This is a genomic window from Bacillus sp. PK6-013 (assembly GCF_054161445.1).
The window spans coordinates 2400384-2425471 of sequence record NZ_CP096417.1 but is presented as its reverse complement, the minus strand read 5'-3'; the positions used below and the strand labels follow the sequence as shown (position 1 = coordinate 2425471).

Genomic DNA, 25088 nt, shown 5'->3' with positions numbered 1-25088 from the left:
CTTTCAATACGGCAAACAAAACGTAATTATTACGATTTGAAAATCATTTTATCTCTTTTTCAAGTCAAACGCAAATAGAAGAGGTTAAACGGTGCCAATGAGATCTGAGCAGCTTCTTTTTCAGCCAGAGCCTATCTGGCTCAGGGGAGGGTTTGCATTATATTATTGTACTGAATATAAAAGAACTTTACCCCTTTTCCTAAGCTGGAAAAATTGATAAAATTTTTAGCGGAGAATGAAAAAACACGATTCGGTTGGTAGTCCGGATGCATGATTGATCATGCCAGTAACCTTCCCCTCCTCGGGATGTCCGTCATTCTCTGAAGTACATGTTGATGGAGGAGGGAATCGTTATGAAATTAACGGTTTACTATGATGGTCAGTTTTGGATAGGAGTCATTGAAGTTGTGATTGAAGGTAAGCTGAGAGCCGTCCGGCATTTGTTTGGCAAAGAGCCGAAGGATTCGGAAGTTTTGCATTTTGTTCATCATCAACTTTTACAGGCACTGTCACAAGCAGATCAGGAAGGAGTTAGGCTGGACGCCCGCCGCCCGCGCAAAATAAATCCGAAAAGGCTGCAGCGGCAAGTGTCTAAAGAATTGAAAAATGCTGGTGTGTCTCATAAGGCGCAAGAAGCGATAAAACAAGAGCTGGAAGCAAGAAAACGAAAGAAACAGCGGCTGACAAAAGAGCAGCGGGAAAAGGAAAAAGAACAAAAGTATTTACTCAGAAAGCAAAAAGCGAAACAAAAGCATAGTGGAAAATAGAATTTCTTTGGAGCAAAGTGAAGCTCAATAGAGGGGCGTTTTCCTGTATTGTATTAAAAAAAGGCTCTTTTTAAAAAGAGCCTTTCATAATGGAGTCAATAACGATAAGCAAGAGGGGAGAACATGTAAAATAAGGAGAAGGTCATAGGTTATTGCTTTTTAAAACAGAACCATTTTAGAACTTAATAGCCTCCATAACCACCGCCGAACCAGCTGGCACCAATGATGATTAAGAGAATGAACAGGACAACAATTAAAGCAAAACCGCTTCCGTATCCGTAACCTCCGCTCATATGTTTCACCTCCCTAAAGATACATAGTTTATCCTATGTATCTTTATCAATTCGGTATAGGATATTGATTTACATTTTTAAAAATAGTTGACCCATTTGCAACTGCGCCCTCATACGGAGTCTTCGTGCAGAGAGGATGAAAATGGTGATTGGCGTCCTTTAAACGGAATATAATGCAATAAATCCACCGAAAAGGGCGCTGAGTAAATTGAATTTTCAATTAACTGAGGGAGACATGCTTTATATCATTAGAAACGGCCTTCAAACAACACAGTATCCCAAGCAAGTAATGATCGTTGGTGCCGGGTTGTCCGGGCTTGTCGCAGCGTCTTTATTAAAGAGTGCCGGGCACAGAGTGACGATCGTGGAAGCGAATGACAGAGCGGGAGGACGTGTTTTTACTTCCCGTGCACCCTTTAGCGAAGGGTTGTATTTCAATGCCGGTCCGATGCGCATCCCCGATATTCATACTTTAACGATAGAATACATTAAGAAATTTAATCTGCCTGTCAATGAGTTTATCAACAGAACCCCCATGGATATTCTTTACGTCAACGGCGTGAAAACTCGTCTTCATGAGTTTGAAAGATATCCGGGTGTTTTAAGATTCCCGGCTGCTCCCCATGAGCAGGGGAAAACGGCTGAACAGCTGATGCTTTCTGCATTGCAGCCTATCCTCAATTTTATCAGCCAAGATCCGGCGAGAAATTGGCGTATTGTTGAAAAACAATACAGAAACGAATCGTTGGGCTCTTTTCTCAACACTCATTTTTCACACGGCTCCATTGATATGATTGGTGTGCTTTTGGACATGGAAGCGTACATGGGATTGTCACTTGTCGAAGTATTAAGGGAATCGATCTTTTTTACATCGCCGTCTCGTTTCTATGAGATTACAGGTGGCATGGACTTGCTGACGCAAGCTTTTCTTCCGCAATTAAAGGGCGATATTTTATTTGGTCATAAATTGATGAAAATATCTCAAACTGAAAACAATGTGACAGCCCATTGTATCCACCAACAGTCGGCAGAACATTCAGCTCTGACAAGTGATTTCGCAATCGTAACAATTCCTTTTTCAGCTTTGCGATTTGTGACATTTGAGCCGTTTGATTCGTTTTCCTATCATAAGCGGAGAGCGATTCGGGAGCTTAACTATATTGCCGCGACAAAAATAGGAATCGAATTTAAGAGCAGGTTTTGGGAAAGAGTCGGGCAGCGCGGCGGCAGATCCATTACCGATTTGCCGATTCGCTTTTCATATTACCCAAGCAGCGGCATAGGGGCACACGGTCATGCTGTTATTTTAGCGAGCTATACGTGGGCTGATGAAGCGCTGATATGGGACAGTCAGCCGGAAGAAGAGCGGATCCGCTATACGCTGAAAAATTTAGCGAGAATATATGGAGAAATCGTGTATTCTGAGTTTGTATCAGGCGCTTCTTTCAGCTGGACGCAAAATCCTTTTTCAGCGGGAGCATTTACAGCTTTCGAACCTGGTCAGGAATTGGAGCTGTATCCTTATATTCCTATGCCTGAGGGAAGGGTGTATTTCGCCGGGGAGCACGCTTCCCTCACTCACGGGTGGATGCAGGGAGCGATTGAATCGGGAATACGGGCGGCATATGAAGTGAATCAGTCCTCCCGCGTGTAACCATGAACTTTGCAAGTATTGAAGGAATGGGGAAGAGTCGCTTGTAAAAGGCGGCTCGTTCGTTTTTATTTAGGCAAACAGTCTGATCATGCAACAAACGCCGATCGGCTGCTTTCTTAACAGTAAGAAATGTGTTCCCAGTTCTTAAAAACAAGTTTTTAAGAACTTCATTTATAAAAAATTTTAATGCTTATGATACAATTGAATTGTAGATGTAACACGATGAGCGATAAGTGTTTTGCTGAGGTGCATGATCGGATCGCCCGCATTTTTTCGTTAAGAACCCCTCTTTTTCTAACAATAAAAAAGTCCCCAAATCGAGTTTTCCCTTAGGAAAGGCTCATGACATACCGGATTGAATCGCTTAACATTCCGCCGGGCAGAATAGCTTCGAAAGGATTGAATCACATTGAATGCTGCTCATGAACGAAACATCATGCTTTTGCTTCTCTGTTTGACAGCAGGTATTGTAGATGTGATTGGGTACTTAAGTATCGGTCACGTATTTACTGCTAATATGACCGGGAATATCGTACTGTTAGGATTATCAATCGGCAATTCTCTTCATGCGACCGCCGTGTACTCGCTGATCGCATTGTTCGGATTTATCATCGGCGTGATTATTTCAGCAGCCATTGTCGGAAAACAGGAAAAATCGTTCTGGCCGTCAGGCGTCACGATTGCACTTGCTGTTGAAGCAGCCGTATTGCTTCTATTTGCTTGTCTGACTTTCTATGAAAGTTCGCCACACTTTTTGATCTTGCTGTTAAGCATGGCGATGGGGCTTCAGACTACAGCAGCCAGAAAGCTCGGCATTGCAGGGATTTCCACTACTGTCCTAACGGGGACGCTCGCAAACTTTTTCGAAGATGTGACAAAACGGTTCCTCAGCAAAAACGACCAAAAGGTCATCCATAAGGACGCATGGCTTCGCGCTTTGACGATTGTGCTCTATTGCCTGGGGGCCGTCATCGCCGCACTTGCTGAGCCTGCGCATCCGTTTGCCGTGATTTGGATTCCAATCACAATCATTATTGGGATTATTGCGATTGCAGGCACAAAGTTTCACGGACGGAGTGAAGACTGAAGGACGGTCCCATACACGAGCATACGCGAACATCGTTTGTTACATACGTTTTATGAGGGTGCCTGTTCGGGTAAAAGAACGGGGGACAGCACCAGTATCGGTTAAGATTGGGAGGAGGATAAATGGTTGGAACACATTAATATGGAGCAGTTTATTTTATTAGCGGCCTTATTGCTGATTATCGGTGTACTGACAACGAAATTTTCGACTAGGCTCGGAGTGCCCGCTCTCGTCTTGTTCTTGATTGTCGGGATGATCATGGGGAGCGACGGTCTCGGAATTATTTATTTTAATAATCCCGAGTTAGCCCAGCTGATCGGAGTTATCGCACTCGTCGTCATCCTTTTTGAAGGCGGTCTGCAAACAAAATGGTCTTCAATCAAAGCGGTCGCCGTTCCTTCATTGTCGCTCGCAACGATTGGCGTTTTGCTGACCACCTGTGTGGTTGCGGTTGCGGCCAAACTGATTTTTAATGTTTCCTGGATGGAAGGCTTTTTATTCGGAGCGATTGTCGGTTCTACAGATGCGGCCGCGATTTTCGCCGTTTTGAAAGGCCAGAATATTAGAGACAGATTGAGCTCTACACTGGAAGCAGAGTCGGGTACAAATGATCCGATGGCGATGTTTTTGACTTTATCGCTCATCCAGCTGCTGACGGCTGATCATTCATCTTATTTCATGCTTGTGATTTCATTTTTCTGGCAGATGGGAATGGGGCTTTTGCTCGGATATGTACTCGGGCGGTTCGCCAGCTTTGCCATCAATAAAATCAACTTGGATTCAAGCGGACTTTATCCGATCTTTGCTCTTGCTTTTGCGCTTCTTACCTACAGTCTTACAGATGTCATCGGGGCGAGCGGCTTGCTTGCCGTCTACATTGCTGCGCTTGTCATCGGAAATCAAGATTTGACTTACCGACATTCTATTTTCAGGTTTAATGAAGGCTTTGCCTGGATGATGCAGATTTTGATGTTTATTATTCTAGGATTATTGGTTTTTCCTGCCCAATTTTTATCTTTCGATATCATTTTCAAAGGCTTCCTGCTTTCGCTGATTTTAATTTTTATCGCCAGACCGGTTGCCGTTTTTCTGTCGACCATCAAAATGGGCTTTCATTTTAACGAAAAAATCTTCTTGTCGTGGGCCGGATTAAAAGGGGCCGTTCCGATCGTTCTCGCAACATTCCCCATGACGATGGGGCTTGAAAACAGCCAATTGGTCTTCAATGTCGTATTCTTCGTCGTTTTAACATCTGCTTTGATCCAAGGATCAACCATATCGGTCTTCGCAGAAAAATTGAAATTGAACGGACCGCAGAAAGTCGAAGCGCCGCATTCGCTCGAGCTTGTTTCCATCGGCAAGGCGAACGCCGAAATTATCGAATTTGAAGTCGATGACCAAACAGCCATCACCGGGCAGGCACTGAAAGACATCAGCTTTCCGAAAGATGCCCTGATCAATGCGATCATCCGAAACGGGGATTTGGTCACGCCGCACGGAGAAACGAAAATTAAATCAGGCGATATTTTGTATATTCTCGTATCGAAAAAACAAAAAAAGGAACTGAAAAAATTATTAAACAGGGAATTTGATTAAGCTTTCGGAAAAGCACAGGACAAGGCTGGCTTGCTCAGTATGTCACGAATAAAGGTCAATGAAGGGTACTGCACCGGTATTCTTCATTGGCCTTTTATTGCAATGTGAAAGTTCAGCTTATGTTCCTTACATTGATCCCTTTGTTGATCAATTGTATAATTTAAAAATCAAATATGAGGAGGCGCATGAATGATGAAGTGCAAAAAAATAAATGGGTTAACATTCGAGGGGAAAGCGCATCATTAACCCTATAAACTGCGTGATTCCCCTATAATTTTGGGGGTATCATTCAATTGAAAAACAGTAAAATGCAGTCCTTCAAGCATCAAAAGAAGGCGTTTTGGTGGCTTAGCTTTGTCGCTTTCTTCAGTGTGATGAACGAAGCCGTATTTAATGTTGCATTGCCGGACATAAAAAATCAATTTGGCGTGTCGCCTGCCGCGGCAAATTGGGTGAATACGAGTTTTATCATTTCCTTTGCTGCCGGTTCGGTCGTTTACAGCAGGCTTTCTGATATGTACGGTGTCAGAAAGCTGTTTGTGGCCGGACTAATCATCTATGGCGGAGGTTCGTTAATAGGTTTTTCGGCTCAGTCTTATTTCACGGCCGTGATCTTTGCGCGCTTTGTTCAAGGAGCCGGGGCTTCCGCTGTACCCGCGCTTATCCTGGTCATCATTACACGCTATGTCCGTCCGGAGGGCCGGGGCAAAGCGTTCGGCCTTGTCGGATCACTGGTGGCAATGGGCGAGGGAATAGGTCCGGCTATCGGCGGAATGATTGTACATCATATTCATTGGTCGTTTCTGTTCCTTCTTCCGATGGCGGCGCTGATGTCGATTCCATTCTTCCTCAGAAATATGCCTGCTGAAGCCGCTGTAAAAGCAAATTTGGATATCATAGGGATCGGACTGCTGACAATCAGCATTGTGATGTTCGCTGTATATATATCGCTGTATCATGTCTTTTATTTAGCGGCGGGCATTTTTTGCTTGATTGGAGCTGCGGTTCATACCCGATATGCGGAACATCCTTTTATTGACCGGTCTTTAATCAAGAATCGCAGATATATAGGCGTCGTTTTGGCAGGATGTATCGTATTGGGAAGCGTTGCGGGAATCGTCTCTGTCGTTCCATATATGATGAGAGTCTTGTTCAGTTTAAATGCCGATATTATCGGAAGCGGTATCATGCTTCCGGGTAGTGTGGGCGTTATCTTTTTCGGCGTCGCGGGGGGAGCCCTTACCGATCGCTTCGGCAGCCGGTTTGTTTTTACTCTTGGATGGTTATTGGTCTTGGCAACCATAGCGGCCGCGTCACAGTTCGGTGACCGGACACCATGGTTGATGACGATGCTGCTCGTGCTTATATTTGGCGGTCTTTCATTTGTGAAGACGTCGATTTCCAATAGTGCCGCAGAAAGCTTGGAAGAAGAGGCTGCAGGCGCTGGAATGGGGATGCTGAATTTTGCCTGTTTTTTATCTGAAGGAATAGGCGTCGCATTTGCAGGAGGCTTGATGGCAGTGCGCGGGTTCGGCTATTCTGCGCTTCCGGCAATGGACAATGCCTGGGGCGCTGTATTCAGCCGCTCGTTTGCCATATTCACAGTCTTTGTATTGGCTGGCGGATTGCTATATTTATTGACTTGCAAACGCAAAAAATCTTAACATATTCGAATGGTTGGGCGGGACCGCCCAGCCGTTTTTTATGTTGTATGGATTTTCTGAAACATGATGAAAGTAAAGGATGAAGAAATTATGAAAGAAGCATCGGCACCTTTGAAATTGACGGACTGACAATTGAATATTCGCGAATAGGTGAAGGGAAGCCGATTCTAGTGATGCATGGAGGCATTTGAATTGAATTTGGGTATCAAGAGAGGTTGACGTAGAGTCGACGGCAGGGGAGCCGATTCACATTACCTCATATTGAAGCGGGAACCGTCGAACAAATTAATATACATGCAATGTAAGGGAAGTCTCGCAAACTGCTCTTAAAAGTTCATGATTTGTTTTAAAATAAGGCGGACAATCCGTGTAGTGTACACTATAGTTGATATCAAGGAGGGATTACGGTGTACGAGTCCAAGAAACATTTGAAAGAAGAAATTCATAAGCGTTATTTGTTACTAGATGGGGAGTTTGACGATATCCCCGATCAGTATAGAGATGTTCGGGATCAAGACGTAGATCGAACGCCAGGGGAAATCCTTGCTTATCAGCTCGGATGGTTAAACCTGTTGATGAGCTGGGACAGGGATGAGCGCTTGGGAAAAACCGTTGTCACTCCCTCTCCTCATTATAAATGGAACCAACTGGGTGCTCTTTATCAATCTTTTTACGATATGTATTCTCACTTTTCGTTAACTGAGCTTCGCCAAGAATTCAAGAAAGCAGAGGCACAACTTCAGTCTTGGATTGATACGCTCACGGATGAAGAATTATTCACCCAAGGTACTTTGAATTGGACAGGTGAAAACCCGAAGTGGCCTGCTATAAGGTTCATTCACGTCAACTCTGTGGCTCCATTTAAAAACTTCAGGACTAAAATAAGGAAGTGGAAGAAGAATCAACTGGGATGAAATCGTGTTAACATGAAGAAGTGCATTCAAAAGATACTCAATTTTTCTTATGAAGCTGAAATTAACAATGCTATAAAGTTATCTATATTCACTTCTTTCGAGGCATTTTCCATTTTGTGAAAAGCCCGCGATTGAAACGATGCGGCTATGCAATGTGGTAAAACTTTGCATAAAAAACTTAACATTTTAATAATCCAGCCGATATGATGGATAAATAACTGCACGCTTCCGGCGGATATGGTATGGTAGCTAGTAAGTATAGGAAAAGGGAGGATATTAATGATCATCGTCACAACAGATACAATCGCGAATCAAAATATCGTCGAAGTCAAAGGGCTTGTCACCAGCAGCATCGTTCAGTCGCGGAATATCGGAAAAGATATTCTGTCAGGATTGAAGTCGGTCATTGGCGGAGAATTAAAAAATTACACCCAAATGCTTGAGGATTCGAAAAAAGCTGTGAGAGAACGGCTCGTGAATCAAGCTGAAGAACTCGGAGCAAACGCGATCGTCGGTCTAAGGTTCGAACTATCTGCAGGCCAGGGTACCTCCGAACTAATCGGATATGGTACGGCTGTTGTAATCGGCTGACGTTCAACCGAAAAACGAAGGCGGCGGCTATCATTGCCGCCTCAGCGGGTCAAGAAGGCTTCCCTGTCTGTTTGGTCTCTTTATGTTTTTGAGTCAGATGGGGATACTTTCTGTAGATGACAAGCGCTATGATCGCCATGTATAAGCCGTAGACACCGATAGAGATCAGCTTGTTTTCACTGAAATTGGCACCTGCGATCGAGACGACGAGAACGTTAGGGATTTTTCCAAGTGTCGAAGCCGCGAAAAAGACAGCCCATTTCACCTTGCTTAAACCGCAGACAATATTCATGACAACGGCGGGGATAACGGGGATCAGTCTGCCCAATAGTACGGCTGTAAAAGCATTTTGGTTAAAATAGGCTTCATATTCGCTCATTTTCGGGTATTTCGTTAAGCGTTTGCGAGCCAAATCTCTGAATCCGTAACGTGAGAGGAAGAACAAGAGCATGGTGCCGAGCATCGACCCTGTCAGCGTGATCAGCACGCCGTTTGCGATTCCGAACAAAGCGCCGTTTAATCCGGCAATGAGCGCAAACGGGACGATCGGGAAAAATACACAGGCCGCCACAAGCAGCATGCTGAATAGCACCGAATAAACGCCTCCGTCCCTGATGACGCCGAGCCAGGAATCTTTGCAGACGAATCCGACCGCGATGATACTTGCCATGATGATGATAGTGAATAGTTTTCTGATCATACCGCTCCCGCTGCCTTTCTTTGTTTTTAGCTTCTATATTTGCAATAAAGCTTGTTCCACGTTTGCCAAAATCTCGTCTGTTTTTGACAGGTTGCAATTGCTAAGCATAATCAGCAATTTTTTCTCGTTTATGTATCGGTTAATCGAGCTGATAAAACCGTGGATTTCTCCATCATGCCATATTTTATACTTGTTTTGATGATTAATAAACCATCCGTATCCGATCGAATTGTTTTGAATGAGTGCCGGAGAAGGGCCTTCGGCTGTAAAAGCCGGTTTTTTGACACAGCTGTAAAGCGCTTCTTTCAAAGCGCCTTTTGTGACAAGCTTTTCAGTGTAAAGCGCCCTGTCCCATAAGTACAAGTCTTCAACGGTTGAATACAGCCCGCTTTCCCCGTAGCCGTATACGATAGGCGCTTTGATCATTTCCCGATTCAGGCATAAGTATCCGACTGTGGGCGAAATATCTTCCGGGGAAGCGAAGAAACCGGAGTTTTTCATGCCTAAAGGGTCAAAGATCAATTCTTGAATGACATCTCCATAAGCTTCATTTGTGATTGTTTCAATGATTTTTGTGAGCAGTATGTATCCTGAATTGCTGTAATTAAACATTTGTCCCGGGCGAAATTCGAGCGGTTTGTCAATAAACCGGCCGATAAATTGGTCTAACGGTGCGCGCTCCAGCTCAATATCGAGCAATTCTTCCTCTAGAAAATCAGGAATTCCGGACGTATGGCTTAATAAATGTTTGATGGTAATGCTGTCGCCGTTCGGATAGCCTTCTAAATAGTTTTGTACCGGATCATCAGTACGAAGCAGCCCCTTTTCTTGCAGCTGCATGACCGCTATGGCTGTGAATTGCTTTGTCAGCGAAGCAATTTGGTAGCGTGTAGACGGTTTATTCTTCACTTTGTCCTTGCAATTAGCATAACCGTATCCTTTCGATAGCAGAATACCGTTTGAGTCTGCCAGCAAAATGCTGCCGTGAAAATGATTGTTGGATGCTTGTTCCATTAAATAATCATCAAGATGTTCCGCTGTATATACCAATAACAACAGTCCTTTCATATCTAATTATGAGGAGAAGGAAACGATAAACGATAGTTTTGAAAGGAAATGAAGCAGGAAGCGCGACAAAATAACATTATAAAAATTTTTTTGTATTTACCATCATTTACAGAATAATTTAAACTAAATTTAAAATATGGCAATTTCATGACATCCGTTAAAACGAGTGCTGTTTTGACGGTTGTTTTTTGTTTTAAAACGATTGAAATATAAGTCGGCAGTATCGAAAAGGGGAATAAAGTCGAGTGCGGCCTTAAACTAAGGTCTAAAGTTTGGTGTTTTTTTGTGAGAAAAAGGACTATATTAGTATTTTTTAATTTTAATTTAATTTTGAAGGGTTTTTCCTTTATTATCTATAATATGTTGTTTAACATAGTGAAAGAGATTTAAAATCATCGTTACTGTTATGAAGCGAAAAATAACGGGAGGTTAAAAAATGGGCCAAAAACATATCGCGATTTTTAATATTCCCGCTCACGGGCATATTAATCCGACGCTTGCTTTAACGGCAAGCCTTGTCAAACGCGGTTATCGGGTAACATATCCGGTAACGGATGAGTTTGTGAAAGCTGTTGAGGAAACTGGGGCAGAGCCGCTCAACTACCGCTCAACTTTAAATATCGATCCGCAGCAAATTCGGGAGCTGATGAAAAATAAAAAGGATATGACACAGGCTCCGATGATGTTTATGAAAGAAATGGAGGAGGTTCTTCCTCAGCTTGAAGCGCTTTATGAGAATGACAAGCCTGACCTCATCCTTTTTGACTTTATGGCCATGGCGGGAAAAATGCTGGCTGAGAAGTTTGGAATAGAGGCGGTTCGCCTTTGTTCTACATATGCACAGAACGAACATTTTTCATTCAAATCAATGTCTGAAGAGTTTAAGATCGAGCTCACGCCTGAGCAAGAAGCCGCTTTGAAAAATGCGAATCTTCCGTCATTTAATTTTGAAGAGATGTTCGAACCGGCAAAATTGAACATTGTATTTATGCCTCGTGCTTTTCAGCCTTACGGCGAAACGTTTGATGAACGGTTCTCTTTTGTCGGTCCTTCTCTAGCCAAACGCAAGTTTCAGGAAAAAGACACGCCGGTTATTTCGGACAGCGGCCGTCCTGTCATGCTGATTTCTTTAGGGACGGCGTTCAATGCCTGGCCGGAATTTTATCATATGTGCATCGAAGCATTCAGGGACACGAAGTGGCAGGTGATCATGGCTGTCGGCACGACAATCGATCCTGAAAGCTTTGACGACATACCTGATAACTTTTCGATTCATCAGCGCGTTCCCCAGCTGGAAATCCTGAAGAAAGCAGAGCTTTTCATCACCCATGGGGGTATGAACAGTACGATGGAAGGATTGAATGCCGGTGTACCGCTTGTTGCCGTCCCGCAAATGCCTGAACAGGAAATCACTGCCCGCCGCGTCGAAGAACTCGGGCTTGGCAAGCATTTGCAGCCGGAGGACACAACAGTTGCTTCATTGCGGGAAGCCGTCTCCCAGACGGACGGTAACCTGGATGTCCTGAAACGCGTAAAGGACATGCAAGAGCACATTAAACAAGCAGGAGGAGCCGAGAAAGCCGCAGATGAAATTGAGTCATTTTTAGCACCGGCAGGAGTGAAATAACCATATGAAGGAACCCGGGAAATCTCCGGGTTTTTTGTTGCAGCCGAAAGGAAGCGGGAAAAGTATACAGAGGCGCTTTTTGAACATACTACCTTCTATTAAATGTATTAAAAAGGAGGAAGTGATTTGTCAAATCAGGGCAATTTCAAAAAAACGATCTCTCTGCTTGACCTGATTTTGATCGGCATGGGAGCGATATTCGGCTCGGCTTGGCTGTTTGCCGTCAGCAATGTCGCTTCAAAAGCCGGGCCCGCGGGAAGCTTTTCGTGGATTATCGGCGGTGTCATTATCCTTTTAATCGGCCTCGTTTATGCCGAGCTGGGAGCTGCTTTGCCGCGGACGGGCGGGATTATCCGCTATCCGGTGTATACCCACGGCCACCTTGTCGGATACTTGATTTCATTTATCACGATCGTTGCCTATACAAGCCTGATTTCAATCGAAGTGACCGCTGTCAGGCAATACGTAGCTTATTGGTTTCCCGGTTTGACGATAAAAGGTTCTGAATCGCCGACGATTATCGGCTGGCTTTTGCAGTTTGTGCTGCTTTGTTTGTTCTTTTTACTCAATTATTGGAGTGTCAAAGCGTTTGCGAAATCAAATTTAATCATTTCGGTTTTTAAGTATTTTGTTCCTTTGACGATCATTGTCGTATTGATATTCCATTTTAAGTCGGCCAACTTTGCGGGAGAATTTGCCCCGTTTGGCTTTGACGGGGTGCAGGCGTCCATTTCGACCGGCGGGGTGATGTTTGCATACCTCGGTCTTCATCCGATCGTTTCGGTCGCTGGTGAAGTGAAAAATCCGCAGCGGAACATCCCGGTCGCTCTGCTGATTTGCATCATTGTTTCGGCTTGCATTTATACGATACTGCAAGTGGTGTTTATCGGAGCAATCCCGACTGATATGCTGAATGACGGCTGGAAAGCGATCGGCAAGGAATTTTCTCTTCCATTCAAAGACATCGCGGTGCTTCTTGGGATGGGCTGGCTTGCCACTCTTGTCGTTCTGGATGCGATCTTATCACCCGGCGGAAACGGCAATATTTTTATGAATACGACGTCGCGCTTGGTTTATGCATGGGCGCGGAACGGCACGTTGTTCAAAGTGTTTGCCAAGGTGAATAAATCGACGGGAATTCCGCGTCCGTCGTTGTGGCTGTCGTTCGCGCTCGCCGTTTTTTGGACGCTTCCTTTTCCGTCTTGGGACGCGCTCGTCAATGTTTGCTCTGTAGCCTTGATTCTTTCCTATGCGATTGCTCCGGTTTCAGCGGCAGCGCTGAATGTGAATGCCAAGCAGCTCAACAAGCCTCTGCAAATCAAGGGGATGGCTGTCATTGCTCCTGTCTCCTTCGTATTTGCGTCGTATATCGTCTATTGGTCAGGCTGGAACACCGTGTCATGGCTGCTCGGATCGCAGCTCGTGATGTTTGCCGTTTATTGCGCGTGTAAAAAATATGTTCCCCAAGACGATGTTTCGTTTGCACAGCAGCTTAAATCAAGCTGGTGGATTGTCGGTTATTATGTCATGCTCTTGATTTTGTCGTATCTCGGCTCATTCGGTAACGGAGTGGGCCTATTGAGGACGCCGGTCGATTTAATCTTGATCGCAGCAGGATCGATTGCGGTATTTTACTGGGCGAAATATACGGCCCTTCCAAAGGCAGTCATTGATTATGATGAGAAAAAAGAAGAAACCGTTTAAATAAGAATCCCCCGCGTATGGACTGCGGGGGATTCACGTTTTCATTACAGTTGCGGAAGATCTTTAGCTGTTTCGGCAGCTTTGGTATCAACTTGAATTTGTTGAGATAAATTGGCAGGATGGTAATAACCTTTTGACATCATATAGTTTGTGATCTGTTCATGAGTATCAATCGCGTCGTTTAAATACTGCTTAAGCGTTTCACGCACTTCTGGAGAAGATGTTTCTGTGATAGCAGTGGCAATGTTTTTGACACCGGTTTTCGCTGAGATTAAAAAGTCGGTCGCTATCACTTGTTCAGTCATCGCGCCCATTCCTGTCATGTTTTGGATGAATTCGTTCATACGGTTTCACCTCTCATTGACAGCAGTCCTTGCAAATGCTCGATCTGATGCTTTGTTTGGGAAGCATCACGTTCCAAGATGTCGCGAAGCTCTTGATCCTGCACCATTCCCGTCATTGTTGATGACTTAGTCAGGCAAAGGTTTTTAAACATTAACAGCTCATGCAGTTCCAATGTTTCATGAATCCCATTATTCAATTGCAAACATTCCTTTCAGATTTGTTATTGTGTGAAGGACACATCATTAGTATCAAGGTTCGTTAGCGGGATTATTCTGTTTGCTGTTTTACAATAAATTACATGTTGCTGTCAGGCTTTTCTGACGCGAAAGAATTTGGTCAAGAGCCAGGTTCCTTGCGGAAAACTGAGCGTGAGCTGCCAGACACCGCCGCCGCCAAGTCCGTATTCGATGATGAGTTGCAGTTTTTTTCCAATACTGCGTGCGTCTTCAAACCATATGATGTGCCTTCTGCCTTGTTCATCTGTGTATTGGAGAAAAGGGGACTCAGACTTTGTATCATATTGAATCGGTACCTGGTGCTTCATGGCGAGCTGAACGGCGCCTTGGTTGGCGATTCCCGGATATACGGTACCAGGCTGATAGGGCAGCGTCCAGTTATAGCCGTAAAGCGGAAAGCCGAGAATGATTTTTTCTTTTGGAATATGGCGAAGGGCAAATTGAATCGTCTGCCGGACTTCATTGATCGGAGCGACGGGGCCGGGTTCGCTTGTTCCGTGGTGCCAGTCGTATGCCATGATAAAGACAAGGTCGCTCACTGCGCCGATTCCGCCATAGTCATACCCTTTCAGCCAGGCGATATTTTCATTTGTTTTCGGCGGAACGGCAACCGTCAACACATAACCGGAAGGCTTCAGCCGCTCTTTCAACAGGCGGAGAAAACCTGAAAATAAATCTCTGTCTTCCTCCACAATCTGTTCGAAATCAATATTGACGCCAGCATATCCTTTTCTGGAAATCGTTTGAACAATATTGTCGATGAGTCGGTTTCTTACGACAGGCTGATTTAATACGCGGTGCGCAAGAGACGGACTAAAGCCTGTTTCTGTCAGATTGGTGACTGTCATGAGGGGAGGAACGCGCCGCCTCCAGGCCGTTTGTACCGCCGGTGAATCATTCAGCTCGCTTAACGATCCGTCGCTTGAAATATGGTATTCAAAAAATGCCAGATATGTGGCGTAGGGGGCAAAATTATGAATCAATTCCTGGTCTAAGCCTGGGTTTCTCAATGTGTAATATCCTAAAGCGGTGATCGGTTTTTTCGGCAATTCCGGAATGGTCACTTTCATCCCCGGCCTCATATTGGCAGGCGTTACAGACGGATTTGCTTTTTGCAATGCTTCGGCGGTTACAAACGTCCGGCGGGCAATCGAATCATAATTGTCTCCCTGCTGAACCGTATATGTATAAAGCGGTATTAAAAGAGCCTGTCCGGGGACAATGTTTGTTTCGACCAACCCGTTTACCAATCGGATCTGGTCAATCGAAATTCCGAACCTGGCACCGATGACAAATAATGAATCTCCCGGCTGAACCGTATAAATAAACAACGGGCACACTTCCTTTTGTTCCTCTGTATGTGACAGGGGTTTTATGCTATGTCTATGACCGGCGCTGAAGGATCATGCGCCGATTTTCTCAATCGGAATGGTGAATAGATCCGTGAAGCGGATAATTCTTGACTGATCGATCTAAAAAAGTGTATTCTTCAAATAAAGGAGGTGATAAAGGCTTGGGAAGAAGCAAAGAATTCGATACCGCCCTCGTCCTTCATAAAGCAATGGAGGTTTTCGGCCAATTCGGCTATGAAGGCGCATCGATGCAAGAGCTGCTCAGCCGCCTGGGAATTGCCAGGCAAAGTCTGTACAATACATTCGGCACGAAACGGGATCTGTTTATTGCCGCTCTTACAAGATATCTTGATGATAAAAATGCTCAAGTAATCGCCAGGCTTGAAAGCCCCGGCTCAGTGAAGCAATCGGTTCGGCAGATCTTTCAGGAAAGCTTAAACGCTCTGAAAGACCCCGAGCGCTCAAAGGCATGCTATATCATCAACAGTGCAATTGAACAAATTCCCCGTGATCAAGAGGTTGCCGAATACTTTGATAAGCAGACAAAGCAACTGGAAACCGCCTTTTACAAAGCGCTTGTCCGGGCCGAGTCACAGGGGGAACTAAAGAAGGGAGGTCAAGATCTTTCAGCAGTTGCCCGTTTTTTAAATCAAACCCGGCTGTCGCTCACGTTTCAGGCGAAGTTAACGGGGGACTTTGACGCCCTTCAGGATTTGATCGATGTCAGCCTGTCTGTTCTTGATTAAAGAATTTTTTCGTCAAGGAAGATGGGCTGCCGCTCGTTTTTATCACTATTTTAGACCAAGTGGTCAAAAAAATAATGGGGGAAAGAAAATGGCGCATACGATAACCGATGTGATGGAACAATTTTTGCAGTCGATGCTCGAAAAGGATATGGAAAAGTGGATACAGCTTTGGGATCAAGACGCGGTGTTTGAGCATCCATATGCACCGCCAGGTTTTCCTAAAAAACTAGAAGGAAAGTCGGCGATTTACGAATATATAAAGGATTTTCCCGAAAAGATCGATATTGTCCGCTTCACAGCACCCACTATTCATCAAATGGCAAATACGGGCTATGCAGCTGTCGAATTTGAATGTGAAGGCACGGTGTGCGAGACGGGGCTTCCTTATAACCAACAGTACATCAGCCTTGTAAACATGAAAGAGGGCAAAATTGTCCACTACAAAGATTATTGGAATCCTCTGACTGTCATCGAATCGTTCGGGGGACGGCTGCAGACTTTTTAATGACGTAACAAGGAGTGATAAAAGTGGAGAAAAAAATATTGATTACCGGCGGAACCGGCACGACTGGAAGCCGAATCGCCAAACGGCTTGTACGTTTGGGGGCCGGTGTCCGGATCGCAAGCCGGAGAATGCCTGCAATGGCCGGAACGGAACATGTGTATTTTGACTGGAATGATCAAAAAACTTACAGAGACGCATTAAAAAACACGAACTCATTGTATTTGGTTGCGCCTGTCGGTGTATTCGAACCGTCGCCGCTCGTTGTGCCGTTTTTGGAAATGGCAGCGGCATCCGGCGTCCGCCGCATTGTTCTGCTCAGCGCTGCCATTATTGATGAAGACGGACCCGTATTCGGGAAGCTTCATCACGCGGTCAGGCGATATGTTCCTGAATGGACGGTGCTAAAGCCTTCATATTTCATGCAGAATTTTGACCATCAGCATGGCGCTTCGATTCGGAAGAAAAATGAAATCGTCACGGCGTCAGGCAGCGGCAAAGTCGGGTTTATAGAGGCAGACGATATTGCTGAAGTGGCTGTGCGCGCATTGCTTGATCAAAAGCCGCATAATACGAGCCATATCTTGACCGGGCCGGAAGCCTTGAGTTATGCTGAAGCCGCGGCAATCATCGGCAGAGCGGCAGGCCGCGACGTCAGGCATGTCAATGTCGAAGTGTCCGCTTTGAGGGAAAGGTATATAAAAGCAGGATTATCTCCCGATTATGCCGGATTCATGTCGGAACTAGACGAGAAAATCAAGAATGGCAAAGAAAACCGCATCACAGATACAGTAGAACGCATCACGGGAAAAAAACCGCGTTCACTGGCTGATTTCGCCAATGAACACGCCGGACGCTGGCGTCTGCTTTAACTCGTTCCTGAGACTGAACGGTCTTTTCTCTTTATTTTTGACCGTTCAGTCTAATTAGTAGAATGTTTCGTTGATTTCCCATGACTCAACTGTACAGTAGGCCAAGTGAGGGTCCATACCCATGCCCATTAAATAAGCCATTGCCGCTACTTCTTCCATGGCGTGGTGATAGGAAGTGGTTTGCGCTTCATTTAAACCGTAATGAACAAAAGGCGCAACTGTGCACAACGTCTTATGTTTCAAGTGCGGAAACAACGGGCATTTGATGTGGTGCACGGCTGCTTCGGCGTGCTGATACTGGGGGATATGCATATGCTGTTCGGGAGCCGGTGTCTGCTGTAAATGTTCTACATTCTCCATTTCTTTTCGTCCTTTCTTGCGCGGATTTTCGTTGTATTCTATGTTCCGCTCATGCCCCGTGTGTTAGACGGCTGTCACGGTTTACCGGTTTTTTAGGCAAATCAACAGACATAAAGGTCAAATACCGGTAGACTTTAAGCAGGATAAAAAAAGGAGGTATTTTTTATGGCTAGACATCATTTTTACCTTCAGGCAGACTGGCCTGGAAAACGTAACGACATCGGAAGGATTGAAAGCGGGAATTTAAAAACAGAAATTTCAATTCCAAAGGAAATGGACGGTCCGGGGGCAGGGACAAACCCTGACGAAATGCTGCTCGGCGCCGCTGCGACTTGCTATATCATCACGCTTGCAGCCATGATGGAAAGAAGCGGATTGGAAAAAGAGAGCCTGACGATGGAATCCGAGGCTGTTGTCGATGTGACAGGCGGGGTGTTTACGTACGAAAAAATCATTCACAGACCTCTGATCCGCCTTCCGAAAGAAGCGGCGGAAAAAGAGGTCCAACTTGCCGAAAGACTGGCTGAAAAGGCGGAGACATCCTGTATGATATCAAGGGCGGTTCAGGGCAATGTCGCCATTGAATTAGACCCGAAGATTGTCGTCTCCAAAGCGGATTAGATTTCGATCGTGAGCTGAGCCTTTTGGTCTGCGGCGTCAGCATGCTTTGAATTGAGCAAAAAGACGCCGCAGATGATCAATACAAGCCCAATAAGAGTTTTGAGATTGAATGGCTCCTGAAATATAAAATACCCGATCGCAGCTGTCAAAGCCGTCCCGGTGCCGGCCCAAGTCGCATAAGCCGCAGATAAAGGCAGTGTTTTTAATGAAAAGCTCAGAAACGTAAAAGAAGCCGCAAAACCGATCATGACACCGGCCGCGGGCAGGGGGGCGCTAAAGCCTTCTGACAGCTTCAGCATCGTGCTTCCGAATACTTCGGACAAAATGGCAGCCGCCAAAAAGATCATGCCTTTCATGACATTCTCCTCCTTATGACAGATTGATCAGGACAACGCCTGACACGAGACAAATAATGCCGGCGATATTTCGCCGGTTCAGCTTTTCTTGAAACCACAAGACGCCGATGATTGCAGTCAGTACGGTGCCCGCTCCGCTCCAAGTCGCATAGGAGAGGCTTAGCGGGATGACCTGCAATGTGAGCGACATCATGTAAAATGCGAGACCGTAGCCGATCACTACGAGAACCGACGGCCGCCAGCGCGCGAACCCGTCAGATATTTTCAGCATGGCGGCTGCCGCCGCTTCTGACAAGATGGCGATCATTAGAAAAATGTAGCCTGCAATCATATGAAATCCTCCTCTATCAATGTTATTCCATGATTCAAAAGGAGAGCTTTCTCTTCGTCAGCCAGCAGTTCCAATTGAAACAAAAGACTTTGACCATTTGCCAGCGCTCTTTTCACACAACTCACGCTGCGGTTTAAGACATGCTGCCGCAGCAAGGGCGCTTGTACAAAGTTAGTTTTCATTCGAATATCAAAAAACGCAGCCCATAAACGATCTTAAAGTGTTAAAGGTGTATTCCGCAATCGTCATGAGGCCGCTTCAAAGATTTCTTCTTTTTTAGACATAAAAAAAACCCGTATTACTAACCGGTTGGTAAAATCCATCTTAATTGATGCAAAAGTTCTAAGTCAAGAAAAAAGTTATGTAAAAAGGCCCCTGGAAGAGCCTTTATCTGTCAGAAAAAAGGATAGTAAGGATACGGCGGATACGGATATCCCCAAGGGCCGAGAAGCGCTCCGGCAGTAAGTCCGCCCAAAAAACCTCCGAAGAAGGGGCCCGGACCGAAAAACGGACGCGGGCCGAAAAACGGGCGCCCAAAAGGTCCGCCAAAGAAAGGTCTGCCGATGATGCGCTGGTTGTCGTCGCCATATACAGGAGCGTGCTCGAAATGATTCATAAAAAAATCCCTCCAATAATAAAATGAAACCTGACTAACATCACTGTATTCTGCCCAGCCGTTTTTGCTTGGGCGCCCGTCGTATTTTTTAGTGAAGCCGCCCTTAAAAAGGAGTGAATGAAACATGCTGTATCAGTCGGATTGGTCAAAAGCGCCTCCCCATGCCCACGCTTACAGGGCGAGAACATCGACTGCCAATGGCCATTACCACCTAATTGAAGGCTTTTCCCAGCCGGCAAACGGGAGCAATACAGATGGGCACGTTCATTTTTATTCCGGCATCACTTCTTTCGATAAGGGACATTATCACAGGTATTACGCGATTACGGGGCCCGCCATTCCGCGGGCGGACGGCACGCACTATCATGAAATCGGGGGCACGACCTATCTGGCATATTCTGCGGCTCCCCCGATCAGATTTGGCGGAGTCGTGTATGTAAGCGATGGAAGAAAGGAGAGGCACCGGCATACTTTTAAAGGTTCCACTAGAGAAATTGTGGGGAATGAGCCGATAGGGTGGTGAGGGAATGTTTGGAAAGCAATGAAAACGGGTAAAATGAAATGGATGTTTTTGAACGTGAAATGGTATAATGGGAGGAGCTTGTTTAAAGAGAGTGATCAGCAGTGAATAAAACGAAACCGCCGGTCATCGTTTTGATCGGACCGACCGCTGTCGGTAAAACAAAATTAAGCGTGATGCTGGCCGAGCATTTGAATGCGGAAATTATCAGCGGAGATTCGATGCAGATTTACAAAAGAATGGATATCGGCACAGCAAAAATTAAAGAAGAAGAAATGAACGGGGTTCCGCATCACTTGATCGATATTAAAGAACCGACGGAATCTTTCTCGGTTGCTGAATATCAGGAGATCGTCAGACAAAAAATCGCAGAGATTGGCAGGCGAGGGAAGCTTCCGATGATTGTGGGGGGGACAGGGCTCTATATCCAGTCTGTCCTTTATGACTATTCATTCACAGAGGAAGCGGGCGATCCTGAGTTCCGAGCGGAGATGGAGGCGCTCTCTGACAAGAGAGGAGCCGAATATGTTCACTGTCTTTTGAAAGAGCGCGATCCCGGAGCGGCAAAAGCCATACATCCAAACAATAAACGAAGGGTCATCAGGGCGCTTGAAATTTTCCATACGACAGGAAAAACGATGTCTGAACATATAGAAGGACAGCGAAAAGAGCTGTTATACACCACGGCTCTCATCGGTTTGACGATGGAACGGGAAGTGCTGTATGACAGGATCAACAGCCGCGTAGACCAGATGATGGATGAGGGGCTGCTGAATGAAGTGAAACAGCTTTATGATGAAAACATAAGAAATTGCCAGTCTGTTCAGGCCATCGGGTACAAAGAGCTTTATGCGCACCTTGAAGGCAGAGCGTCCTTGGAAGAGGCGGTTGAGACGTTGAAGCGGAATTCGAGACGCTACGCCAAAAGACAGCTGACATGGTTCAGAAATCAAATGGATGTCGCCTGGTATGACATGACGCCCCCTGTCAATATCGAGCAGAAAAAACAGGAAATTTTCACTTACATAGCAGGAAAGCTCGAACTTTAATCGAAACAGTATGGTATAGAGAAACAAGGAGGACCAGAAACATGAAATCGATAAATATTCAAGATCAGTTTTTGAATCAGATTCGGAAAGAAAGTACATTTGTCACGGTCTTTTTACTGAATGGATTTCAGCTGCGCGGACAAGTAAAAGGATTTGACAACTTTACAGTGTTGATTGAATCGGAAGGAAAGCAGCAGCTTATATACAAACATGCCATTTCCACATTTGCACCGCAAAAAAAACGTTCAACTCGAACTCGAATAGCGATTTACGGCTAAAAGACCATGCCTGGCATGGTCTTTTCAGATTGCCTGACAAAATCCTGAAACAGTTTACTGTTTACTGTTTTGGGATTTTGTCGTTTTCGAGGCGACTTTACAATCAACTGCGGCCGTTGCCGGTCCTGCCGAGCAGGAGTCTGGGAATAAAAGGAACGGCGGCCAATTGCCGGACATCCTGTCTAAAACGCCGCCGTCATCACGTCCTGTGAAAGACCGAGGCATTCAAATTTACAAAGCGGCATCTAATCGCTAAACTAAGTAGTGTTTACATCAATTCAGTTTGAAAATGAAAAGGAATGAGCGAACAATGAAACCTAAGATCGTCATCAACCATTGGGAAGAGACGTGTGAAGATGATTCCTGCTATGAATACGGCACAAGTATTCTCGTCAACGGAAAAGAACTTGTCAGGGAAGCGTCGATCATGACGGCTGTTCAGTCGGTTCTTAAGGAACTCGGCATCGAAGCCGATATTAAAGAGGTATGCGAGAACAAGTGCTGTGACACTTACAAAAAATAAGCGAAAAAGTCTAGTCTACTAACTCAATTTTTTTCGTGTTATGATAGATTTCGGTTTGTGAGTAGGATGAGCGAACGGCTCTCATTCTACTCATATTTCTTTGGCCTTAGGCCTCCTAAGCTGAAGCAAATTGTGAACTTTCATCAACCTGAGCACAATATATTGTGTTTTCTTGAATGATAGTATACTATATATTGTGTAAGGTTCGAGTTGAAAGACTCGGAAACAATTTTACTAGGTCGTGATAATGATGATTCAGATCGTATTTGATTCAAAAACGGGAAACGTTCAGCGCTTTGTGGATAAGACGCCTTTTCGCAATAAACGGAAAGTCAGCACAGAGGAGTATCTAGACGAACCGTTTGTTTTGATCACGTACACGACAGGGTTTGGGGAAGTTCCGAAAACGACTGAGATGTTTCTTGAGAAAAACGCCCATCTTCTTTTGGGAGTTGCGGCAAGCGGAAACAGAGTGTGGGGAGACAATTTTGCGAAAAGCGCAGAAAAAATCTCGAAGCAGTATCAGGTTCCGATTCTCGGCAAATTTGAGCTCAGCGGGACGGCCAAAGACGTTGAACTGTTTACTCAGGAGGTAGAAAGAATTGTCACAAAATCAAGTGCCAAAATGGATCCAGTTAAACAATGAGATCATGATCCAAAAAGACGGGAAATTCCAGTTTGATAAAGATAAAGAAGCTGTACATAGTTATTTTGTAGACTATATCAACCAAAATACGGTATTTTTCCATGATCTGAAAGAGAAAATCGATTACTTAATCAAGAATGACTACTATGAAGAAGAGTTTTTAAGCCGCTACACGTTCGAAGAAATCAAGGAAGTGTTCAAAGAGGCTTACGCTAAAAAATTCAGATTCCCGTCCTTTATGAGCGCTTTTAAGTTTTACAATGACTATGCGCTGAAGACAAACGACAAGAAAAAAATTCTTGAACGCTATGAAGACAGAATCTCTATCGTAGCTTTATTTTTTGCAAACGGGGATAAGGAGAAGGCGAAGGAATTCGTCAGAATGATGATCAACCAGGAGTATCAGCCGAGCACGCCGACGTTCTTAAATGCCGGCCGCAAACGCCGCGGAGAGCTGGTCAGCTGCTTCCTCTTGGAAGTCAATGATTCCTTGAACGACATCTCGAGAGCGATTGATATTTCAATGCAGCTGTCAAAGCTAGGCGGAGGCGTATCGTTGAACCTTTCAAAACTGCGTGCGAAAGGCGAAGCGATCAAAGACGTCGAAAACGCGACAAAAGGCGTTGTCGGCGTGATGAAGCTTCTTGACAACGCATTCCGTTACGCTGATCAGATGGGACAAAGACAAGGCTCAGGGGCTGCATACTTAAACATTTTCCACCGCGACATCAACGATTTCCTCGATACGAAGAAGATTTCCGCTGATGAGGATGTCCGGGTGAAAACATTGTCCATCGGAGTCGTCATTCCAGATAAATTCATCGAGCTTGCAAGAGAGGATAAAGCGGCATACGTATTCTATCCGCACACCGTTTATAAAGCGTACGGCGAGCACCTCGATGAAATGGATATGAACGAGATGTACGACCGGCTTGTGGAAGATCCGCGCGTCAAAAAAGAAAAAATCCACCCGCGCAAGATGCTCGAAAAGCTTGCGATGTTAAGATCGGAATCAGGATATCCGTACATTATGTTCCAGGACAATGTCAACAACGCGCATGCGAACAATCATATTTCCAAGGTTAAATTTTCCAACCTTTGCTCAGAGGTTCTTCAGGCTTCACAGGTTTCTTCATACACAGACTACGGTCAAGAAGATGAGATCGGCCTGGACATCTCCTGCAACCTTGGTTCATTGAACATATTGAACGTCATGAAAAACAAATCGCTTGAGCAGACGGTTAAGCTTGCAACCGATTCGCTGACGCACGTTTCTGAAACGACGAACATCACGAACGCACCGGCGGTCAAAAAAGCGAACAAAGCGATGAAATCCATCGGCCTTGGAGCGATGAACCTGCACGGATTCCTGGCACAGAACAATATCGCCTACGAAAGTGAGGAAGCGAGGGACTTCGCGAACACTTTCTTTATGATGATGAACTTTTACTCGATTGAACGGTCTGCCGAAATCGCCAAAGAAAAAGGTGAGACGTACCATAACTACGAAGGTTCGGCTTACGCAACGGGTGAATACTTCGAAAAGTATGTTACACAAGATTTCTCGCCTAAATTCGAAAAAGTGGCCAAGCTTTTTGAAGGCATGCACATCCCGACAAAAGAAGACTGGGAACAGCTGAAACAGTTTGTCAAAGAACACGGATTGTATCACAGCTACAGACTGTGCATCGCACCGACCGGGTCCATTTCATATGTACAGTCAAGTACGGCATCAGTCATGCCGATCATGGAGCGGATTGAAGAAAGAACTTACGGCAACTCCAAGACGTACTATCCGATGCCTGGACTTGCGCCGAGCAACTGGTTCTACTATAAAGAAGCGTATGATATGGACATGTTCAGAGTTGTCGACATGATCTCGACGATTCAGCAGCACGTTGACCAAGGCATAAGCTTTACATTGTTCCTGAAAGATACAATGACGACACGCGATCTGAACCGGATCGATCTTTATGCCCACCATAAAGGAATCAAAACACTTTACTATGCAAGAACGAAGGATACAGGGCAAGAAGGCTGCCTTTCTTGTGTCGTTTGATTAAAGGAGAG

General features: G+C 45.1%; 27 protein-coding genes and 2 pseudogenes. 19 read left to right on the top strand and 10 right to left on the bottom strand.

What is annotated here, in order from left to right:
- The first annotated feature begins 280 nt into the window (after positions 1–280).
- A pseudogene (locus tag M1E03_RS12220) lies at positions 281–767 on the top strand (YjdF family protein).
- A 182-nt stretch (positions 768–949) separates the two neighbouring features.
- Here the strand turns inward: M1E03_RS12220 and M1E03_RS12215 are convergent.
- Positions 950–1060 carry a YjcZ family sporulation protein gene (locus M1E03_RS12215; protein ID WP_020451477.1) on the bottom strand — a complete coding sequence of 37 codons (111 nt, stop codon included), beginning with the start codon at positions 1058–1060 and terminating at the stop codon, positions 950–952.
- A gap of 235 nt (positions 1061–1295) precedes the next feature.
- On the opposite strand from M1E03_RS12215, the gene M1E03_RS12210 reads away from it, so the two are divergent.
- From M1E03_RS12210 to M1E03_RS12185, 6 genes are all read left to right on the top strand, one after another.
- A complete protein-coding gene (locus tag M1E03_RS12210; RefSeq protein ID WP_035338710.1) occupies positions 1296–2714 on the top strand; it encodes a flavin monoamine oxidase family protein in 1419 nt (472 codons plus the stop codon).
- A 409-nt stretch (positions 2715–3123) separates the two neighbouring features.
- On the top strand, positions 3124–3801 hold the full coding sequence (locus M1E03_RS12205; RefSeq protein ID WP_075213251.1) for a YoaK family protein: 678 nt from the start codon (positions 3124–3126) through the stop codon (positions 3799–3801).
- Positions 3802–3927: 126 nt separating this feature from the next.
- Positions 3928–5397: a potassium/proton antiporter gene (locus M1E03_RS12200; protein WP_020451480.1), complete on the top strand. Its 1470-nt coding sequence runs from the start codon at positions 3928–3930 to the stop codon at positions 5395–5397.
- A gap of 293 nt (positions 5398–5690) precedes the next feature.
- A complete protein-coding gene (locus M1E03_RS12195) occupies positions 5691–7061 on the top strand; it encodes an MFS transporter (protein ID WP_261379649.1) in 1371 nt (456 codons plus the stop codon).
- 401 nt (positions 7062–7462) lie between these two features.
- Positions 7463–7975, top strand: a complete 513-nt coding sequence (locus M1E03_RS12190) for a ClbS/DfsB family four-helix bundle protein (protein WP_026579708.1) — start codon at positions 7463–7465, stop codon at positions 7973–7975.
- Positions 7976–8254: 279 nt separating this feature from the next.
- Positions 8255–8566, top strand: coding sequence for a YbjQ family protein (locus tag M1E03_RS12185; RefSeq protein WP_003182008.1), 312 nt, complete (start codon positions 8255–8257; stop codon positions 8564–8566).
- A gap of 49 nt (positions 8567–8615) precedes the next feature.
- On the opposite strand, the gene M1E03_RS12180 is transcribed toward M1E03_RS12185, so the two are convergent.
- Positions 8616–9266 (bottom strand): TVP38/TMEM64 family protein, encoded by a 651-nt coding sequence (locus M1E03_RS12180; RefSeq protein ID WP_075213252.1) that lies wholly within the window; start codon positions 9264–9266, stop codon positions 8616–8618.
- 33 nt (positions 9267–9299) lie between these two features.
- A complete protein-coding gene (locus M1E03_RS12175; protein ID WP_128822436.1) occupies positions 9300–10316 on the bottom strand; it encodes a serine hydrolase domain-containing protein in 1017 nt (338 codons plus the stop codon).
- 454 nt (positions 10317–10770) lie between these two features.
- Here M1E03_RS12175 and yjiC point away from each other — a divergent pair, with 454 nt between their 5' ends.
- The gene (gene yjiC / locus M1E03_RS12170; protein ID WP_020451485.1) at positions 10771–11961 is read left to right on the top strand and encodes a UDP-glycosyltransferase YjiC; all 1191 of its coding nucleotides are present in this window, start codon (positions 10771–10773) and stop codon (positions 11959–11961) included.
- A 126-nt stretch (positions 11962–12087) separates the two neighbouring features.
- Positions 12088–13665: an APC family permease gene (locus M1E03_RS12165; RefSeq protein WP_020451486.1), complete on the top strand. Its 1578-nt coding sequence runs from the start codon at positions 12088–12090 to the stop codon at positions 13663–13665.
- Positions 13666–13709: 44 nt separating this feature from the next.
- Here M1E03_RS12165 and M1E03_RS12160 read toward each other — a convergent pair whose 3' ends face one another.
- From M1E03_RS12160 to M1E03_RS12150, 3 genes are all read right to left on the bottom strand, one after another.
- The gene (locus M1E03_RS12160) at positions 13710–14009 is read right to left on the bottom strand and encodes a spore coat protein (RefSeq protein ID WP_020451487.1); all 300 of its coding nucleotides are present in this window, start codon (positions 14007–14009) and stop codon (positions 13710–13712) included.
- Positions 14006–14206, bottom strand: a complete 201-nt coding sequence (locus tag M1E03_RS12155; RefSeq protein ID WP_023857660.1) for a spore coat protein — start codon at positions 14204–14206, stop codon at positions 14006–14008. Before M1E03_RS12155 ends, M1E03_RS12160 begins: the two co-directional genes overlap by 4 nt.
- Before the next feature lie 111 nt (positions 14207–14317).
- Entirely contained in the window at positions 14318–15577 is a 1260-nt protein-coding gene (locus M1E03_RS12150) for a glycosyl hydrolase family 18 protein (protein ID WP_328037538.1), read from the bottom strand.
- A 182-nt stretch (positions 15578–15759) separates the two neighbouring features.
- Here M1E03_RS12150 and M1E03_RS12145 point away from each other — a divergent pair, with 182 nt between their 5' ends.
- The 3 genes from M1E03_RS12145 (at position 15760) to M1E03_RS12135 (ending at position 17718) form a co-directional block, all read left to right on the top strand.
- Positions 15760–16344: a TetR/AcrR family transcriptional regulator gene (locus tag M1E03_RS12145; protein WP_020451490.1), complete on the top strand. Its 585-nt coding sequence runs from the start codon at positions 15760–15762 to the stop codon at positions 16342–16344.
- An 88-nt stretch (positions 16345–16432) separates the two neighbouring features.
- Positions 16433–16849 (top strand): nuclear transport factor 2 family protein, encoded by a 417-nt coding sequence (locus tag M1E03_RS12140; protein ID WP_020451491.1) that lies wholly within the window; start codon positions 16433–16435, stop codon positions 16847–16849.
- A 17-nt stretch (positions 16850–16866) separates the two neighbouring features.
- Entirely contained in the window at positions 16867–17718 is an 852-nt protein-coding gene (locus M1E03_RS12135; RefSeq protein ID WP_025811475.1) for an NmrA family NAD(P)-binding protein, read from the top strand.
- Between the two features lie 54 nt (positions 17719–17772).
- Here the strand turns inward: M1E03_RS12135 and M1E03_RS12130 are convergent, their stop codons facing one another.
- Positions 17773–18078 (bottom strand): hypothetical protein, encoded by a 306-nt coding sequence (locus M1E03_RS12130; protein ID WP_020451493.1) that lies wholly within the window; start codon positions 18076–18078, stop codon positions 17773–17775.
- 165 nt (positions 18079–18243) lie between these two features.
- On the opposite strand from M1E03_RS12130, the gene M1E03_RS12125 reads away from it, so the two are divergent.
- Complete coding sequence (locus M1E03_RS12125) at positions 18244–18699, top strand: OsmC family protein (RefSeq protein ID WP_023857657.1); 456 nt, start codon at positions 18244–18246, stop codon at positions 18697–18699.
- Here the strand turns inward: M1E03_RS12125 and erbB are convergent.
- The 3 genes from erbB to M1E03_RS12110 all read right to left on the bottom strand — a co-directional run bounded on the left by erbB (position 18696) and on the right by M1E03_RS12110 (position 20002).
- Positions 18696–19055 carry an SMR family multidrug efflux transporter EbrB gene (erbB, locus tag M1E03_RS12120; RefSeq protein WP_023857656.1) on the bottom strand — a complete coding sequence of 120 codons (360 nt, stop codon included), beginning with the start codon at positions 19053–19055 and terminating at the stop codon, positions 18696–18698. The two genes, M1E03_RS12125 and erbB, sit on opposite strands and share 4 nt — an antisense overlap.
- A 13-nt stretch (positions 19056–19068) precedes the next feature.
- Positions 19069–19386 (bottom strand): SMR family multidrug efflux transporter EbrA, encoded by a 318-nt coding sequence (gene erbA, locus M1E03_RS12115; RefSeq protein ID WP_023857655.1) that lies wholly within the window; start codon positions 19384–19386, stop codon positions 19069–19071.
- A 394-nt stretch (positions 19387–19780) separates the two neighbouring features.
- Positions 19781–20002: a hypothetical protein gene (locus M1E03_RS12110; RefSeq protein WP_020451497.1), complete on the bottom strand. Its 222-nt coding sequence runs from the start codon at positions 20000–20002 to the stop codon at positions 19781–19783.
- A 124-nt stretch (positions 20003–20126) separates the two neighbouring features.
- Here M1E03_RS12110 and M1E03_RS12105 point away from each other — a divergent pair, with 124 nt between their 5' ends.
- The 6 genes and pseudogenes from M1E03_RS12105 (at position 20127) to nrdE (ending at position 25077) form a co-directional block, all read left to right on the top strand.
- Positions 20127–20525, top strand: a complete 399-nt coding sequence (locus M1E03_RS12105) for a YmaF family protein (RefSeq protein ID WP_026579702.1) — start codon at positions 20127–20129, stop codon at positions 20523–20525.
- 101 nt (positions 20526–20626) lie between these two features.
- Complete coding sequence (gene miaA / locus M1E03_RS12100) at positions 20627–21571, top strand: tRNA (adenosine(37)-N6)-dimethylallyltransferase MiaA (protein ID WP_026579701.1); 945 nt, start codon at positions 20627–20629, stop codon at positions 21569–21571.
- Between the two features lie 41 nt (positions 21572–21612).
- Positions 21613–21835: pseudogene (hfq, locus tag M1E03_RS12095) on the top strand (RNA chaperone Hfq).
- Positions 21836–22159: 324 nt separating this feature from the next.
- Positions 22160–22372 (top strand): hypothetical protein, encoded by a 213-nt coding sequence (locus M1E03_RS12090; RefSeq protein WP_020451502.1) that lies wholly within the window; start codon positions 22160–22162, stop codon positions 22370–22372.
- A 250-nt stretch (positions 22373–22622) separates the two neighbouring features.
- On the top strand, positions 22623–23018 hold the full coding sequence (gene nrdI / locus M1E03_RS12085) for a class Ib ribonucleoside-diphosphate reductase assembly flavoprotein NrdI (RefSeq protein ID WP_020451503.1): 396 nt from the start codon (positions 22623–22625) through the stop codon (positions 23016–23018).
- A complete protein-coding gene (gene nrdE, locus M1E03_RS12080) occupies positions 22975–25077 on the top strand; it encodes a class 1b ribonucleoside-diphosphate reductase subunit alpha (RefSeq protein ID WP_020451504.1) in 2103 nt (700 codons plus the stop codon). The genes nrdI and nrdE overlap by 44 nt, the downstream gene beginning before the upstream one ends.
- Positions 25078–25088: the final 11 nt, after the last annotated feature.